Genomic DNA, 16,089 nt, shown 5'->3' with positions numbered 1-16,089 from the left:
CTTTTCGTTACGATGCGCCATTACAAAAGTTTAAGTGATTTACATAAAGGGAATGGGTTTCCACCTCCCGAAAATCCATTGTTCAGTGTTTATCAATGCAATGGTGGTACATCTTGCACAATAGGCGACCGTGAATTTACCAGCGACTTTTACATGATCGGGTTTAAAAAGATAATCTCGGGCGTAGTGCTTTATGGCCGTACCAAATATGACCATCAATCGGGTTCTATGATGTTTTTTAAACCAAGGCAAATTATCGAAATGAAAAACCTTGAGATGGATGAAGATGGCTTTTTGATGTTTGTACACGGAGATTATTTGAACGGACACATCCTGCATGATGATATTAAGAAATACCATTATTTTGATTACGAAACCAATGAGGCGTTGCACTTATCTCCCAGCGAAGAAAAAACAATATGGCAATTATATCATAAAATAGAAACCGAATACCGCAATAATCAGGACGAATACAGCCGCGAACTGATCCTGGCTAATGTTGATACCATGTTAAAATACAGCCAGCGTTTTTATAAAAGGCAATTCATTAGCCGCACGGAGATCTCTGGCAAAACGGTAACCAAATTTAACGACGAACTTGACCGTTATGTAGCCGGTGGAATGCTGGATATCAAAGGCCTGCCATCTGTACATGATATTGCCGGCAGGCTTAATATATCTGCAGGATATTTAACAGACGTGTTAAAGCAGGAAAGCGGAAAAACCGCGTTAGAGCATATTCATATCTATTTAATATCCGAAGCAAAGCACAAATTGACGGGAGGGGACAAATCAGTTTCTGAAATTGCGTATGCCCTTGGGTTCGAAAATTTATCTTACTTCTCGCGTCTTTTTAAAAAGGAGGTAGGCATCAGCCCCAACCTGTTTAAAAAGCAATTGCTGAATTAGATTAAACCGGCAAACTTAAACAATTTGTGCTTTCTCATTTTGGCTACAACCATCCTCAATTAGGCTACACTTCCCGAATGAGATCTGCCCACCTTTGATGTATCATTAATAAATAATAAAAATGGAAAATCAACAAAATAATAAAGTTTGGTTCATTACAGGTGCTTCACGTGGTTTTGGCCGTGTTTGGGCCGATGCAGCACTTAAACGTGGCGACAAAGTTGCAGCTACTGCACGTAACCTAGCAAGTATTGCCGAACTAAAAGAAAAATATGGCGATAACGTTTTAACGTTAGAACTCGACGTAACCAATACCGAACAGGTAAAAGAAGTGGTTGCGCAGGCACATGCACATTTTGGAAGGTTGGATATTGTACTTAATAACGCGGGCTACTCATTAGTTGGCACAATTGAAGAAGCCAGTGCCGATGATGTGAAAGCGATGTACGATACCAATATTTTCGGCACGCTGGCGGTTATTCAGGCGGCTTTGCCATTATTGCGCCAGCAGGGGTTCGGTCATATTTTGGGTACATCAAGCAACCTTGGCCACGTAGTGTTGCCGGTTATAGGCTATTATTGTTCTTCAAAATGGGCGTTTGAGGCTATTCACGAAAGCCTTGCTTTAGAGGTTAAAGCTTTCGGTATAAAAGTAACTATTATAGAACCGGGTGCTTATGCTACTGAGTTTGGCAGCCCCGAGTCGTTAAAGTTTGCACCGGGACTGGACATTTATAAAGATTTTAAAGAGAACTTCTTCGGCACTTTAAAAGACCTGGAAAGGGGCGACCCTAATGCAACGCCACAAGCACTGTTCCAGGTGGTAGATGCCGAACACCCGCCGCTAAGGTTTAATTTGGGCAGTCATAACTTGGCGTGGACCCGTGGCGCTTACCAGGAGCGTTTAGCCCTTTGGGAAGAATGGGATTCAGTTTCCCGTTCGGCTCAGGGTGATACAAAGTAATTGCCCTGTAATATTTATTTGTAACTGGCAATGGAAAGCGTTGCCGGTTATAATTACTTAACTTTAATAAATGAAGAAGGACGAAAAAAACCTGCTTAAATTTGAGACACTGTCTGATGCCCATCGGGTTTTTGGCTTGCCTCAACCTAAGCATCCGTTGATCAGTATGATAAATGGGGCGCCTGCCTGGCCGGAATCGCTATCGGCACCGCATAACCATGTATTAAGCTTTTATAAAATATCTTACAAGCCAAAGCTTGGTGGCAAATTAAAATATGGCCAGGGTTATTATGATTTTGATGAAGGCGGGCTGCTGTTTGCTGCCCCCGGCCAGATAATGGGTAATGTAGAAAGTGAAGGGGTTGTATGCTCTCAATACACCTTGCTTATTCATCCTGATTTTTTTTGGAATCATTCTTTAGCCAAAAAGATAAAGGCGTATGGCTTTTTCTCATACACGACCAACGAAGGCCTGCACCTATCCGAAGAGGAGAAGGCAACCATCATGTCGGTTTTTAAAATGATAGATGAGGAACTAAATAGCCGCATAGACGATCTGAGTCAGGATGTGATTATTTCACAAATAGAGCTACTGCTAACCTATGCCGATCGATTTTACAAACGCCAGTTTATCACCCGCAAAGCAGTTAACAGTACCTTGTTACAACAATTGGAAAATGTTTTGGAAGGGTATTTTGCCAACGAGGATTCGTTAAGCGGAGGCATACCTACGGTTCATTACCTGGCAGAAAAGCTAAACCTGTCGCCAAGTTATTTGAGTGATATGCTGCGGTCGCTTACCGGGCAAAATGCACAGCAACACATCCACCAAAAACTAATAGAAAAAGCAAAGGAGAAATTATCAACCACCAGTTTATCCGTTAGTGAAGTGGCGTATGCCTTAGGCTTCGAGCACCCGCAATCGTTTAGTAAGCTATTCAAAACAAAAACCAACCTTTCGCCGCTGGAGTTCAGGCGCTCGTTTAATTAAACTTATCCCTGTCGGCTCACCATCTCGTTGATCCAGATGGGGGCAAATGTCGATGTGCATCCTTTAGGTGTTGGGTAATTTTTCGCGTAGTGCTTCTTTATCTGCGTGCTCCTTTACAACATAAGCATATAACCAGTCCATAACCTGTGCAAACCTTTCAGACCGTACCATGCTGTCAAGTTCGGCAATCGATAAAGCCTTGGGTTGATGATCAGCGTCGCCAAAAAACTGGCTTCGATATTGCCGGTTGTCCATAACTCTTTTGCCAGTTCGTGGTTCATCTTTATTGGCTTTGCCATGGCCCTGATATCACCCATTTTTACGCCAAATTGGTTAGCATGCGCTCCCCATTTGATGTTGTGCCGGCGAACTTTTTCATCACCGAGTGATTCGAGTTTGTCAAGAATTTCCGAAGTTATCATCTGCCATTTCGATTAGTTAATTCGAATTTAAGCCATCGGAAAAACAAATCAAACATTAATGTGAACTTTAAAAACCGGTGACTATTCACCACTATATTTTTCTCTATTTTTGATTTATATGTTTGCCGAATTTGAGAACTACATAAAAGCACATGCTGGCGTAACCAACGATGAGGTTGAATTATTTCGCGCTACAGCTATTGAAAAATCCCTGCGCCGTAAAGATTCATTGTTGAACCAGGGCGAAATTTGCCGGTACAAAATATTTGTTTGCAAAGGTTTGTTGCGCACGTACCGCACAACAGAAAATGGTAACGAACATATCCTGCAATTTTCGCCGGAGAATAGCTGGACTACCGACCCTGAAAGCTATAATAACCTCACCACATCGGTCTATAATATTGATGCGCTTGAACCCAGCGAGGTTGTAATGTGGACTAAAAAGGATTTTGATGCACTGTTTGAGCAGCTTCCTAAATTAAAGGCTTACTCGGATAACCTTATTCAACGTAACCTGTATCGCACGCGCGACCGTATGTTTTTTAACCAAACCTCTACCGCAGAAGAAAAGTACGACAACTTTGTTAAAACTTTCCCCGGTATTATGGCGCGTGTACCACTGCACATGGTGGCATCTTTTCTGGGGGTATCGCGCGAAACGCTTAGCCGTATCAGGCACACGCAGGTTAGGCCTTAATTTAAAACGGTGACCTATGTCCTCTTTTTGCGATTTCGCATTGGTGACCTTTGTATTGTTTAAAATAACAATCGTTTACCAAAAAATTAAAACATGCGTGTATTTGTTACCGGCGCAACGGGCTTTATCGGCTCGGCCATTGTAAAAGACTTAATTGAAACAGGCCACCAGGTGCTTGGCCTCACCCGTTCAGATGAAGGGGCAAAATCGCTTATCGCTGCAGGTGCCGAAGCGCATCGAGGTACCCTTGAAGACCTGGAGAGCCTGAAGAGCGGAGTAGCTGCCTGCGATGGCGTTATCCACACCGCTTTTATTCATGATTTCTCTAAATTTCAGGAAAACTGTGAAACCGACAGGCATGCCATAGCAGCGATGGGCGACGTATTGGCGGGCACAAACAAACCGCTGATCGTTACATCGGGTACCGGGCTGGGCGCTTACGCACCCGGCGAAATGGCCTTGGAAAAAAATGTAGCTACCTCTAAAACTACGCACCACCCGCGTGTGGCGTCAGAAGAGGCCGCCGCCGCACTAACTGCAAAAGGTTTAAACGCGTCTATTATGCGCTTGCCTCCGTCCGTACATGATAAAGGCGACCAGGGTTTTGTACCGATGTTGATCGGGATCGCCCGCGAAAAAGGAATTTCGGCCTATATCAGCGATGGTAACAACCGCTGGCCCGCCGTGCACCGCTTAGATGCCGCCCGTTTATTCAGGCTGGCATTAGAAAATGGCGAAGCAACAACCTACCATGCCGTTGGCGATGGAGGCATTCCGACCCGCCAAATTGCTGAAATAATTGGTAAGCACTTGAATTTGCCTGTTAAAAGTGTTTCTGCCGAAGATGCACCTGCCCATTTTGGCTGGTTTGCAGGTTTCTTTGGTTCTGATGTTCCCGCCTCGGCCAAATCAACCGAAGAACGTTTGAATTACAAGCCAAGCCACCCCGGCCTTATTGCAGACCTGGAAGAAGGGCATTATTTCGGGGCATAAAATTCTGTTCGTAAATAAGGCCCCGAATATTATGCGGGGCTTACTTATTCTACAAATTAGCTTTGCCGATAATATTTCTTTAAATAAAACCCGATGGTTTGGGGGATAAGCCCATAAATTGCATCTTATAATAAACCGGCGCACACCAATTACGCCGTATAAACCTATGATGAACAAATTTACAAAGTCTATTCTTTTGGCCTCGTTGGCGTTATTTACATTCGGGAACGCTACCAATGCCCAAACGGTACAGTACACCAAATACGTAAATACCTTTATCGGTACCGCGCCACTTAACGACCCTAAAATATTAGGGTACGAGTTACCTAAAGACTGGCGTTCGTGGGCTGGTTTAACTTTCCCCGGCAGCTCGTTGCCAAACGCTATGGTGCAATTAAGCCCTATGACGGCCTACGGATCCGGCGCTGGTTATCAGTACGAAGATTCGGTTATCCTCGGGTTTACCCATACCAATAAAGGGCATTGGAACCTTTGTAATATCCCTATCCTGCCTATGTCAAACCGCGGCAGTAAGTTTGGGTCGAGATTTAGCCACAAAAAAGAAAGTTCATCGCCAGGCTTTTACCAAGTTTATTTGGATGATTACGGCATCAACGTAAGTTTAACATCTACCCTAAGGGCGGGTTACCACAAATATGAGTTTAAGAATAACAAGAACCGCGAGATCCTTTTCGATCTGGGTAAAGCCAATAGCCGGGTAACTACATGGAAAATTGAGCAAGACAGCACCTCGGCGGTACAGGGTTTTCAGGGTGGCGAGAACGTTTATTTTTATGCTACGCTGAATACCAAAATAGAAAAGCTGGATAAAACGGAAGAAGGTAAACGCACAGGCTATGCCATATTGCATTTAGCTGATGGCAGCACCGGCCCGGTAGAATTGAAGATAGGTTTATCGTTCGTAAGCGTTAAAAATGCTAAGGAAAACCTGGAGAAAGAAATAGGCGCTAAAAGTTTTGAAATGGTCCGTAAAGAGGCTAACCAAAAATGGGAAACACTGCTATCAACCATACAGGTAAAAGGAGGTACGGCTAAGCAAACAAAGATGTTTTACTCATGCTTATACAGGTCGTTCCTATGGCCGGCGTTGCGCAGCGATATCAACGGAGATTATACCGATGCCAAGCATCAGGTAGGCAAAGTTGATTTTAATTATTATACCGAGCCATCGCTATGGGATACCTACCGCAATAAGGATGTGCTCTTAGGCCTGGTTACACCAAAGGTGACCCTAAATGTCATCAAATCTATGAAGGATGTAGGTGATAAAACCGGGTTCATCCCAACTTTTTTCCATGGAGATCATGGGGCGTCTTCTATCGCGGGTGCTTATTTAAGGGGTATCACTGATTTTGATATACAAGGCACTTATAAAATTTTATTGAGGAACGCCAATGTAGACGGCGGTGCCCGTCCGTATATAAAAGAATATATAGAGAAAGGTTATATCTCTGATCCGGATATCGCGCACCCTGAAGTAGAAACCAAGGCGAAAGCGGGCGTTTCAAAGACATTAGAATACGCTTACGATGACTATTCGGTAGCACAGATAGCGAAGAAATTGGGAGATACGGCCAATTACCGCATCCTGATGGCGCGGTCAAAAAACTATAAAAATATGTTCGACCCGTCTACCCGTTTTATGCGCGGGCGTTTGGATAATGGTGACTGGATAAAGCCGTTTGACCCGCAGCAACCTTATTACGAGTATATGTACCGTGAGGCAAACGCCTGGCAGGTGTCGTTTTTTGCACCGCATGATATGCCGGGGCTGATCAAACTATATGGCGGGGCAAAGGGCTTTGAATCTAAATTGGATTCGTTATTTACTTTGCCATGGAACCCTAAGCACATTGCCCGCAACATAGAAACCATGGTGGGCCAATACTGCCAGGGCAACCAGCCGGACCATGAAGCACCTTTCGCTTATACTTTTATAGGTAAGCCCGAGAAAACCCAGAAAGTACTTGATAATATTCTGAATAACCTTTACGGTATAGGTGACGAAGGCCTGGAGTTAAGCGGTATGGATGATGCAGGCGAAATGTCGTCCTGGTATGTATTCAGCGCTATGGGTTTATACCCATTCTCTGCCACCGACCCTAAGTACATCGTAACCGCGCCATTATTTGATGAGGTAAAATGGAAAACCAGCAGTGGTAAGGTGCTTACCATCAGCAAGCCCGGCAAGGGCAGGGGCATCACCGCCATTAAAGTGAACGGCAAAAAAATAAACGGTTATTTTGTATCGCACGATCTGTTTAAAACGGGTGGAAATATCAACATCGTAACCAAATAAAACACAAGCAGCCCTTCCCATCGGATGGGCTGCTTGTTTACATTTTATCGCCTTTTATCAGTACAACCGATTCTATAGATCGCTCTTTCAGGTGCAGGAATTTTTTGCGTTCCTCATCCTTCATAAAATCTTGTAAGTCCTGCTCTGCCGTAAACTCCACGACGTGGATCTAGTAAGGATGTTTTGTATTGCTTGCTATGATGGTCTGCTTATCAGGTCGTATCCTTAGCAGCAACATGCCGTTATATTTTGCTATCAGAGGTATAGCCACATCTTCAAACTGATGAAAAGCGGCTTCCTGCCCCGGCTTTATGTAGATGAGTTGTGTGATGTAAAGCATATGAAGTAAGTTTTAGGTTTAAACTTATTAAATTTTTTGCTTTCTTTTATTTCCCGACGCTCTAAACTAATGGCTTAGCTTTGTCGTTATAAAGGGCCATCACAATTTACTTATGCTTAATAAAATATCTGTTGCTGTATTATTGCTTCTTTTTGTTGTTTTTACAGCCACGGCTCAGCAATTACCTATTGCTACCAATATAAAAAAGGCATATGTCAATGGTACCCGCAGCAACAAAGGTGCCCCCGGCAAAAGCTACTGGCAAAATACGGCCGACTACACCATTAAAGTAAAGGTTGACCCGCAAACCCGCGAGTTAAAAGGCACCGTTGGTATCGATTATAAAAACAACAGCCCCGATACGCTTAAATCTATCCTGTTCAAATTATATCCAAACCTTTTCCAAAAAAGTTCGCCAAAGGCTATTGCTATCGCTGCAGAAGATCAAATAGATGGCGTGGAAATCGAGCGTATCAGCCGTGATGGGGAATTGCCCGATTCAACAAAGTTTACCATACGTGGTACAAATATGTTTGTCCGCGGTAAAAAGCTACTGCCGGGTGCAAAAGCGCATTTCGATATTACCTACGCTTACACGCTTAATAAGGGCTCGTTCATCCGTACAGGGCAAATAGATAGCGGCGCGTTTTTTTTGGCTTATTTCTTCCCGAGGATAGCCGTTTACGATGATATTGATGGATGGAACACGTACCCCTACACAGGGCAGGTAGAATTTTATAACGATTACGGGCACTTTAATGTTGATATTACTGTACCGGGCAATTACCAGGTTTGGGCAACCGGCGACTTAAAAAATCAGCATGAAGTTTACCAACCCAAATTTGCCGCGCTGATCGATAAAGCAGGCGTTAGCGACAGCGTTATCAATATTATCACTCCTGCCGATATTAAAGCAGGTAACATCACCCGAAACAATAAATTAAACAATTGGAAGTTTGAGGCCGATAACGTTACTGATTTTGCCTTTGGCATTAGTAACCACTATGTGTGGAAGTCGACGAGTTTGGTGGTTGACCCGGCAACCCAAAGGCGTACACGGGTAGAGGCCGTTTACAACCCAGAGCATAAAACGTATGAACCTATAATCGGCTATGCCCGCAAAACGGGGGAAGCTATCAGCTATAAATTCCCGCAGGTGCCATATCCATATCCGCACGAAACGGTGTTTGATGGGCCCGACGAAATGGAGTTCCCGATGATGGTGGATAATAACCCTTTCGAGCGTACCAAAGATGCTATCCAACTTACCGCGCACGAGATCTTCCACACTATATTTCCGTTTTATGTAGGCGTTAACGAAACCAAATATTCATTTATGGACGAGGGCTGGGCAACCATGGCCGAGTTTTATCTGCACCCGATGATTGACAGTACTATCCCGGTAGATTATGATATGAGCGACATCAACACCCAATCGGGCACCGAAACCGATTTGCCGGTAATGACGCTTACGCCGCAACTTGCCGGTGCCGCCCGCTTTATGGATAAAGACCAAAAGCCTGCCCTCGCGTACCTGTATGTAAAAGAAATGCTGGGCGATAAATTATTCCTGAAAGCCCTGCACTACTACATCGACAACTGGAAAGGCAAACATCCCACCCCATACGATTTTTTCAATAGCATGAATACCGGATCTGGCGTTAACTTAAACTGGTTCTGGAAAAACTGGTTCTTTGAAAAAGGTGTGCCCGACTTAGCTATTGGCAAGGTTATCCATACAGGTAAAAACTACACCGTTACCGTTAGTAATTTAGGGACTGAAGCGGTTCCCGTCCATCTCACTGTTTTTTATACCGATGGAAGTATAGAAATGTTAAACAAAACAATTGCATGCTGGGCAACAGGTGCTAAATCGGTTACGCTTAATTTTACTGCTAAAAAGCCTGTTAAGCAACTGGTGTTAGGCGCTGCCTATGATGCCGATATTGATAAAAGTAACAATAGCTGGAAGCCCTGAGCTAAGTGTAATCCATAACAAAAATGAAGCGGAATGCCATCAAATGTTCACGTTCACGGCCGTGAACGCACGCAAGTATTTTCAAATAACTGATTGTTAGCGCATTGTGTTTTTTGCTAACTGACAAAATGGTGCCACCACTTTATATTGATAAAACTATATAAAGCGAATAAGCTGTAATGGCGCGCTTATTAAGTGTACCTTACTGCAATTTGGAAATCATCTTCAATGAACTTATAGATAGTTACCTGGCCACCAACGTAGGTACGGTTAAAAACTTCCTCACCCAAGCCTTGTCTGCCCACCTTGTAAATAATATTGACGCGCTTTATGCCGGTGACAAATTGCTTGCAGCCGGTACAGGGAATAATAAACTGGTAACCCATGATATGCTGGTACGTGGCGATAAGATATACTGGCTGGACAGGGTGCATAATGATATACACGAGAATAGTTTTTTTGATGTGATGGATAGCTTTGTAACCCATTTAAACAGCAGTTGCTATGCGGGGATAACCGACTATGAGTTCCACTACACGCTTTACGAAAAAGGAAGTTTTTACAAACGCCACCTTGATAATTTTAAGCAGAACGGAACGCGGGCTTTCTCCATGATTATATACCTGAATACCGAGGTTGATGGCGGCTCTTTGCGTATTTACCAGGGCAATGAATCGCAGGATATTACTCCAAACTCGGGTAAAAGCGTATTCTTTAAAAGCACCGAACTGGAGCACGAGGTTTTGATAACTAACCTGCCGCGGATGAGCATTACAGGATGGTTGAAGGTTGCTGCTGTAAATTAGTTGTAAAGGTTAACCATCTTCGGTTTTTAATTTTTTAACCAGCCATGGTAAGCTTAAACCTTGCCCTATCAGCGTAAACAATACCACCACTACAGATATAAAGATGATTGCATTGCGCTCGGGGAACGGTCGGCCATCTGCAAGGGTAACAGGCAAACCTATCGCGATAGCTAAGGAAACTATCCCCCGCATGCCCGACCAACTGATGATCAAACTGTTCTTAAAATCGAGTAATGCGTCTTCGGTGATCTTCCCTTTGCCTTTTTTAAAGGCTTGCTGCAAGTTGAACTTTTGCGAAAACACGCGTGCCATCCTCAGCAGTAAAGCAATAACGGTAATTGCAAATGCATAACCTACATATGGCCATATCATGGCACTATCCATGCTTTTTATTACAAGCGGAAATTGCAAGCCGATGAGGATAAATATCAAACCGTTCAATAAAAAGATGATGATATCCCAAATGGATTTAGACTGGTCTTTCAGTTTCTGCGGAAAAACCGTTTGGCTTAAACGTGCTATGGATAAACCCAATAACACTACAGCCATCACGCCCGATACATGTAAGTCTTCGGCAATTAGATAGGTTACAAACGGCATCAGCAACATAAAACCAACGGTTGCCATTATGTTGCGATGGATCCGTTTAAGTATAAAACCTAAAATAGCGCCCATTGCCATACCTACCAACACACCACCCACCATTAGTATAACAAATTGTAAGGTGGCGCTCCAAAACATAAAAGCTGTACCCGTAACTGCAGCTACTGCAAAGCGGTAAGCGACCAGTGCAGAGGCATCGTTTACTAAGCTTTCACCTTCTAAAATAGTGTTGGTACTATGCGAGAGGCCAAGTCCTTTAGTGATGCTCATGGCAGCTACAGCGTCGGTTGCGGATAGGATAGCACCCAGCACGAATGCCAGCGGCCAGGTCATGCCGGGGATGATGTAATGTGCAAACACCGCGATGCCTGATGCAGTTAAAAATACCAGCGAAATTGCCAGCGCGCCTATGGTATTGATATTTGTTGTGAATGTTTTAAAAGAGATATTAAAAGCGGCATCATAAAGCAAAGGCGGTAAAAATATCAGGAAAATAATGTCTGGATTGAGCGCTATATGCGGCAGCGAAGGGACAAATCCCACACCGATACCGGCTACAATCAGTAATACAGGGTAGGGTAGTTTTATCTTGTCGGCAATTGCCGACAGGCCTATCATAATGGCCAGGATAAATATTACGATGCTGTAGTTTTCCATACTTTGCGCTAAAGTAACACTAATCAAACAAAATGACTATTTTTAGCACGTACCTCAAAATCAGTATAAATGGCAATGCTTAAACGTATTTTATTAGCAGTTACTTTTGCAATAATACTATTTACCCAAACTGCAGAGGCACAAAAAGAGCACCCCGATACTGTAAAGGCAGGCGTTTATATCACCAGCATCCACGACATCAATTTTAAGGATAAAGAGTACACCGTAAGCCTCTGGTTATGGCTAAAGTATAAGAACAAGAAATTCGATTTTTTGCATAACCTGGAGGTGCCGCAGGCTAAAACCGTTACCCAATCTTACTCCACGGTGGATTCGAGCGATAACAAGGTCTATATCCTGATGAAATTACAATGTGTTATGAAAGATTCATGGGCGATAGACAATTTTCCTTTCGATAAGCAGAAATTGCGCTTCTCTATAGAAAATTCGCAGTTTGACTCAGAGTCGCTTGTGTTTGCCGCTGATACTTTGGGTAAAGCGTTCGACCCAAGGTTTGTACTTAGGGGATGGAACATCGATAGCCTGAATATTACAACCGGCATTAAAAAATACGAAACCGCTTTTGGCGATGACAGCATGGCCAAGCCCCATACCGAATACAGTAATTTTAAAGTCCGCCTAACCGTTGCCCGCGATGCGATGGGCCTGTTCTGGAAAATGTTTCTGGGGATGTACGTTGCCTTCCTTATCGCCTACATGTGTTTTTATATCCATACGGATAGCATCGATTCGAGGTTTGGCCTGAGCGTGGGCGCTTTGTTTGCGGTGATTGGTAACAAGTACATTGTCGATTCCGCCCTGCCCGAATCCACCACCTTCACACTGGTAGATACTTTGCACGGTCTTACATTGTTGTTTATCTTATCGGTAATTATCGGTACGTCATACTCTCTTAAACTCATCAAGCGCGACCAGGTAGAAAAGGCCAAAAAGTTTGACTTTGTAGCTGCCCAGGTTTTGTTGGTTACTTACGTTGTACTTAACGCCTGGTTTATTTTTGAAGCCACAAGGGTAAAATAAACGTCCCACCGATACATCAAACTACTCTAACGCGAAGTAGTTGGAAGGGGAACTTTATAAAAACGGTTAGCAAGATGTTAACCCTTTTTTGTTTTCGACCTTGCCGTTATAGGGATAACATTTGTTTTATTCACCAACGCCAATACAAACGCACCACAGCTAAAGGCCAATGCCTCAAATGCGCTTATGATCTCGTTACCGTTTAGGTTGTGCGGATCGGCCATGGCGCGGGGAATGTGGAGCATCACAAACCAGATCATGACCATAATACCAAGCAACTGCGCTGCAAGCCTGCGTTTGATGTTTAATATAATGCCAAGCCCAGCGGCAATAAGTGCTGTTCCCGTAAGATAAGTCCAGAACTGGTGGCCGGGCAGGCCTTTAGGTACCAGGTTTTTCACAAAATCGGCATACACAAAATGTTCTACACCAAATACCAGCATGGTTATAGCCAGGAAATATTTACCTGCAGGTAAGATGCCCTCAAACCCGGTGGTGTAATTGCCCTGCGGTAATGCCGATGCTATAATAAAGCCACACCCGCTTAGCGCAAATATTTTAAGGCTGTTGGCCCAGCTACCCAAGAATTTGGGCGTGGTTAAAAATTGATTTGGTATATGGAATATGACGAGTAATAGCAGGAACAGCAACCCCAGATAAATAGCGGCAGGCCGTGCCTTGTTATCAACCATAACGAATACTGCTATAGTTGCCAGTACAACGCTGCCCACCCAAACGGCAAGCTTTGAAGTTGCGATATCTGCAGGCCAGGGAATAATGACCGGCATAAAGGTTGAAAACACAACTTGTTGTATAGCAATGGCAACGATGGACAGCGCAAAAAGCACACGCCATACTTTAACAGGGTTTTGCATGATAAGGAAAAAAAATCTATAATTGGTTTACCTACGCAATTTACAAATTTGCCAAACTATTCATAAATTAATATTTGGCCTATTGGCGATGCTTTTTCTCCCCTGTAAACTTTTTTTCACCTGCCTCAACCTTTAGCTTTAAATTATTTTCTTCGGGAGGCATGGGGCATTGGTAACCATCGCTGTAGGCGCAGTAGGGGTTGTAGGCTTTGTTGAAATCAATAGTTACGTGCCCGTCTTTTATATCGCCTGTTTGAAGATCAATGTAGCGGCCGCCACCATAAGTTTCGGCGTTATTGGTATCATCAGTAAAGGGTAAAAACAAATAATCAATCAACGAAGGTACGTTTGCAAACGACACGTTTTTATAGATATAAAGTTGATAAGGCTTGCTTCCCAGCGCAAATTTTACCAGGGCATATTTTACATAGGCCTGCCTTGCGCCATCAAACGTCGAGATTTGAAAAGTAGGTTGATTGGTTAATACCTCTGCAACAGCATTAACACGATAGGTGCTGTCCGCATCAAAAAACTGCAGGTTAACAAGGTCTGCTTTCTTCAGGGGCGCATGATTATCGGTAACAAAGTCGTTTTTGTAGCTCTCCCGATGCGCGGCAAGCTGCGTCTTATAGTCCTGTGCAATGCTGTTAGTGCTTATTAATATTAAAAGATAAAGAAGGTATTTCATGCATGTTTTTAATGAGTTACTAATGTATAAAATGAATAGCGATATGGCAATCGCAATCAATTTTTAATTGCTGTGTTATTTTTAATTAGAATTAATCCAAATAAGAATTATATTTGGGGCCAAATAAACGCTATGCAATTAAAGAAATTTACTTTCATTATATTTTTAATAACGGTGTGTTACGCAGGCAAAGTATCGGCACAGGTTTTAACTCAGGAAGATTCACTTTCGGCCGGGTTGATATACAAACAACAGGCAACCGTTATATCAGGTTACGGCGAAGCTAAGTATAGCATCGATACCAAGCGCAAAAGCGCAGAAGCCAGCCTAAAGCGTGTAGTTTTGTTTTTAGGCCATAAATTCAACAATAAAATTTCCCTGTTTACCGAGCTTGAAGTTGAAGATGCCTTAGTAGCTAACGGAGGCACCAGCAGCGGCCTTGGTGAAATTTCTATGGAGCAGGCGTTCCTGAAATTCAACTTAAACCCTAACACGTATTTAGTGGCCGGTTTATTTGTACCGAGGGTGGGTTTTATAAACGAGAACCACTTGCCAACCACCTTTAATGGTGTAGACAGGCCATTTTTGGAAGAGCAAATAATCCCTTCAACCTGGCGCGAAGTAGGTGTGGGCCTTTACGGGCAATTCACTCAGATCCCTGGTCTCAATTATAGCGTATCCTTAACTAACGGTTTAAATTCCCAAGGTTTTAGCAGTGCCAATGGTATTGGGGATGGCAGGCAGCTTGGCCAGGCCACTAACGGGATGAACCTTGGTATTAACGCATCCCTGTTATATTACATAAACGATTTCAGGATCCAGGCGTCGGGCTATTATGGTGGATCGACCGCTAAAGAACAGCGTGTGGCGGATAGTTTACAACTAAGCTCAGGTGCTTTTGGTAACCCGGTAAGTTTGGGCGAGATGAACGTGCAATACTCAAAATCCGGTATTACGGTACGCGCTATTGGTACCATCGTCAATATAAAAAATGCCGATGCCATTAACAGGGCATTTGCAAATAACACCCCCCAAACCATGTACGGTGGCTATGCCGAAGTAGGTTATGACCTGCTTTATCCAACCTACAAAGGCGAGAAGGCATTTATCCTTTTTGGCCGTTACGAGTATGTAAACTTAAACGGGAAGATCCCATCTAACGGATTAGAGAATAAGGCGAACGAAAAACATTATATCGTAGCCGGGTTCACTTACAAACCCATTAGGGGTATAGCCATAAAAGGCGATTACGTGCACCGCAGTACCGGCGACTTTAACCAGGCGCTTGTTGTAACGCCGTTCCCGCAGCAGGTACCGTATTTTAAAAACAATGGCTTTGTAAATTTGGGTGTAGCCTACAATTTCTAAATAGAAAGATATGAGCAGCAGGAGAAGCTTTATAAAATCGGGATGTGCGGCGTGTGTTTTAGCGGCTTCGGGCGTCTCCATGCTGGAGTCGTGCTCAACGCCATTGCCAATGGTTAAAGCAACCGGCGCAAGTGCAGGTACAGTGGAGGTAGCTACAAACAGCTTTACTGCAGGCAATATGGTGGTAGTACGTGCCAAACAATTAGAATATGATATCCTGCTGATAAAAAATGGCGAGGGTTACAAAGCGCTTTATTTAAGGTGCACACACGAAGGTGTTGGCCTTACGCCGGCCGCCAATAAAATATTTTGCAGCGCCCATGGCAGTATTTTCGACCTGGATGGGAAAGTTGTTAAAGAGCCCGCCCTGCGCTCGTTAAAAACCTATCAAACAGAGGTTATCAATAATCAAATCATCATCCACTTAAGTTAAATAT

17 protein-coding genes are annotated in these 16,089 nt (G+C 43.5%); 11 read left to right on the top strand and 6 right to left on the bottom strand.

The features are described 5' to 3' along the window. Positions 1-12 precede the first annotated feature (12 nt). The 3 genes from ACVW0P_RS17720 (at position 13) to ACVW0P_RS17710 (ending at position 2,864) form a co-directional block, all read left to right on the top strand. Entirely contained in the window at positions 13-909 is an 897-nt protein-coding gene (locus tag ACVW0P_RS17720) for a helix-turn-helix domain-containing protein (protein ID WP_457133241.1), read from the top strand. 121 nt (positions 910-1,030) lie between these two features. Further along, positions 1,031-1,873, top strand: coding sequence for an SDR family NAD(P)-dependent oxidoreductase (locus tag ACVW0P_RS17715; protein ID WP_457133240.1), 843 nt, complete (start codon positions 1,031-1,033; stop codon positions 1,871-1,873). 70 nt (positions 1,874-1,943) lie between these two features. Further along, positions 1,944-2,864 (top strand): helix-turn-helix domain-containing protein, encoded by a 921-nt coding sequence (locus ACVW0P_RS17710; protein WP_457133239.1) that lies wholly within the window; start codon positions 1,944-1,946, stop codon positions 2,862-2,864. 113 nt (positions 2,865-2,977) lie between these two features. Here ACVW0P_RS17710 and ACVW0P_RS17705 read toward each other — a convergent pair whose 3' ends face one another. Further along, positions 2,978-3,286 (bottom strand): DNA alkylation repair protein, encoded by a 309-nt coding sequence (locus ACVW0P_RS17705; RefSeq protein WP_354428834.1) that lies wholly within the window; start codon positions 3,284-3,286, stop codon positions 2,978-2,980. A gap of 118 nt (positions 3,287-3,404) precedes the next feature. On the opposite strand from ACVW0P_RS17705, the gene ACVW0P_RS17700 reads away from it, so the two are divergent. The 3 genes from ACVW0P_RS17700 to ACVW0P_RS17690 all read left to right on the top strand — a co-directional run bounded on the left by ACVW0P_RS17700 (position 3,405) and on the right by ACVW0P_RS17690 (position 7,296). Beyond that, the gene (locus ACVW0P_RS17700) at positions 3,405-3,983 is read left to right on the top strand and encodes a Crp/Fnr family transcriptional regulator (RefSeq protein WP_354428836.1); all 579 of its coding nucleotides are present in this window, start codon (positions 3,405-3,407) and stop codon (positions 3,981-3,983) included. 93 nt (positions 3,984-4,076) lie between these two features. Then, complete coding sequence (locus ACVW0P_RS17695; protein WP_457133238.1) at positions 4,077-4,976, top strand: SDR family oxidoreductase; 900 nt, start codon at positions 4,077-4,079, stop codon at positions 4,974-4,976. Between the two features lie 166 nt (positions 4,977-5,142). Next, positions 5,143-7,296 (top strand): GH92 family glycosyl hydrolase, encoded by a 2,154-nt coding sequence (locus ACVW0P_RS17690; protein WP_457133237.1) that lies wholly within the window; start codon positions 5,143-5,145, stop codon positions 7,294-7,296. Between the two features lie 37 nt (positions 7,297-7,333). Here ACVW0P_RS17690 and ACVW0P_RS17685 read toward each other — a convergent pair whose 3' ends face one another. Then, positions 7,334-7,456: a hypothetical protein gene (locus tag ACVW0P_RS17685; RefSeq protein WP_457133236.1), complete on the bottom strand. Its 123-nt coding sequence runs from the start codon at positions 7,454-7,456 to the stop codon at positions 7,334-7,336. Positions 7,457-7,465: 9 nt separating this feature from the next. Next, positions 7,466-7,636: a hypothetical protein gene (locus ACVW0P_RS17680; protein WP_457133235.1), complete on the bottom strand. Its 171-nt coding sequence runs from the start codon at positions 7,634-7,636 to the stop codon at positions 7,466-7,468. Positions 7,637-7,748: 112 nt separating this feature from the next. On the opposite strand from ACVW0P_RS17680, the gene ACVW0P_RS17675 reads away from it, so the two are divergent. Next, positions 7,749-9,614, top strand: coding sequence for a M1 family aminopeptidase (locus tag ACVW0P_RS17675; protein WP_457133234.1), 1,866 nt, complete (start codon positions 7,749-7,751; stop codon positions 9,612-9,614). A gap of 179 nt (positions 9,615-9,793) precedes the next feature. After that, positions 9,794-10,420: a 2OG-Fe(II) oxygenase gene (locus ACVW0P_RS17670; protein ID WP_457133233.1), complete on the top strand. Its 627-nt coding sequence runs from the start codon at positions 9,794-9,796 to the stop codon at positions 10,418-10,420. 9 nt (positions 10,421-10,429) lie between these two features. Here ACVW0P_RS17670 and ACVW0P_RS17665 read toward each other — a convergent pair whose 3' ends face one another. After that, positions 10,430-11,680 carry a Na+/H+ antiporter gene (locus tag ACVW0P_RS17665; RefSeq protein WP_457133232.1) on the bottom strand — a complete coding sequence of 417 codons (1,251 nt, stop codon included), beginning with the start codon at positions 11,678-11,680 and terminating at the stop codon, positions 10,430-10,432. A gap of 75 nt (positions 11,681-11,755) precedes the next feature. Between ACVW0P_RS17665 and ACVW0P_RS17660 the strand changes: the two genes are divergently transcribed. Continuing rightward, complete coding sequence (locus tag ACVW0P_RS17660) at positions 11,756-12,721, top strand: hypothetical protein (RefSeq protein WP_457133231.1); 966 nt, start codon at positions 11,756-11,758, stop codon at positions 12,719-12,721. A 77-nt stretch (positions 12,722-12,798) separates the two neighbouring features. Here ACVW0P_RS17660 and ACVW0P_RS17655 read toward each other — a convergent pair whose 3' ends face one another. Both ACVW0P_RS17655 and ACVW0P_RS17650 read right to left on the bottom strand, forming a co-directional pair. After that, on the bottom strand, positions 12,799-13,596 hold the full coding sequence (locus tag ACVW0P_RS17655) for a DoxX family protein (RefSeq protein WP_457133230.1): 798 nt from the start codon (positions 13,594-13,596) through the stop codon (positions 12,799-12,801). Positions 13,597-13,675: 79 nt separating this feature from the next. Beyond that, entirely contained in the window at positions 13,676-14,284 is a 609-nt protein-coding gene (locus ACVW0P_RS17650) for a DUF1684 domain-containing protein (protein ID WP_457133229.1), read from the bottom strand. Positions 14,285-14,416: 132 nt separating this feature from the next. On the opposite strand from ACVW0P_RS17650, the gene ACVW0P_RS17645 reads away from it, so the two are divergent. Together ACVW0P_RS17645 and ACVW0P_RS17640 are read left to right on the top strand one after the other, a co-directional pair. Then, a complete protein-coding gene (locus ACVW0P_RS17645) occupies positions 14,417-15,652 on the top strand; it encodes a hypothetical protein (RefSeq protein ID WP_457133228.1) in 1,236 nt (411 codons plus the stop codon). A gap of 10 nt (positions 15,653-15,662) precedes the next feature. Then, positions 15,663-16,085 carry a QcrA and Rieske domain-containing protein gene (locus tag ACVW0P_RS17640; RefSeq protein WP_457133227.1) on the top strand — a complete coding sequence of 141 codons (423 nt, stop codon included), beginning with the start codon at positions 15,663-15,665 and terminating at the stop codon, positions 16,083-16,085. The last annotated feature ends 4 nt before the right edge of the window (positions 16,086-16,089 follow it).

The sequence above is a fragment of the Mucilaginibacter sp. UYNi724 genome (assembly GCF_054057495.1).
Note: the sequence above shows the minus strand (reverse complement) of the source record. Positions and strands in the feature narration are given on the sequence as shown.

Coding starts and splice junctions, on each gene's coding strand:
- ACVW0P_RS17720 (WP_457133241.1), top strand. CDS start 13: ATGCGCCATTACAAAAGTTTAAGTGATTTACATAAAGGGAATGGGTTT.
- ACVW0P_RS17715 (WP_457133240.1), top strand. CDS start 1,031: ATGGAAAATCAACAAAATAATAAAGTTTGGTTCATTACAGGTGCTTCA.
- ACVW0P_RS17710 (WP_457133239.1), top strand. CDS start 1,944: ATGAAGAAGGACGAAAAAAACCTGCTTAAATTTGAGACACTGTCTGAT.
- ACVW0P_RS17705 (WP_354428834.1), bottom strand. CDS start 3,286: ATGATAACTTCGGAAATTCTTGACAAACTCGAATCACTCGGTGATGAA.
- ACVW0P_RS17700 (WP_354428836.1), top strand. CDS start 3,405: ATGTTTGCCGAATTTGAGAACTACATAAAAGCACATGCTGGCGTAACC.
- ACVW0P_RS17695 (WP_457133238.1), top strand. CDS start 4,077: ATGCGTGTATTTGTTACCGGCGCAACGGGCTTTATCGGCTCGGCCATT.
- ACVW0P_RS17690 (WP_457133237.1), top strand. CDS start 5,143: ATGATGAACAAATTTACAAAGTCTATTCTTTTGGCCTCGTTGGCGTTA.
- ACVW0P_RS17680 (WP_457133235.1), bottom strand. CDS start 7,636: ATGCTTTACATCACACAACTCATCTACATAAAGCCGGGGCAGGAAGCC.
- ACVW0P_RS17675 (WP_457133234.1), top strand. CDS start 7,749: ATGCTTAATAAAATATCTGTTGCTGTATTATTGCTTCTTTTTGTTGTT.
- ACVW0P_RS17670 (WP_457133233.1), top strand. CDS start 9,794: ATGGCGCGCTTATTAAGTGTACCTTACTGCAATTTGGAAATCATCTTC.
- ACVW0P_RS17665 (WP_457133232.1), bottom strand. CDS start 11,680: ATGGAAAACTACAGCATCGTAATATTTATCCTGGCCATTATGATAGGC.
- ACVW0P_RS17660 (WP_457133231.1), top strand. CDS start 11,756: ATGCTTAAACGTATTTTATTAGCAGTTACTTTTGCAATAATACTATTT.
- ACVW0P_RS17655 (WP_457133230.1), bottom strand. CDS start 13,596: ATGCAAAACCCTGTTAAAGTATGGCGTGTGCTTTTTGCGCTGTCCATC.
- ACVW0P_RS17650 (WP_457133229.1), bottom strand. CDS start 14,284: ATGAAATACCTTCTTTATCTTTTAATATTAATAAGCACTAACAGCATT.
- ACVW0P_RS17645 (WP_457133228.1), top strand. CDS start 14,417: ATGCAATTAAAGAAATTTACTTTCATTATATTTTTAATAACGGTGTGT.
- ACVW0P_RS17640 (WP_457133227.1), top strand. CDS start 15,663: ATGAGCAGCAGGAGAAGCTTTATAAAATCGGGATGTGCGGCGTGTGTT.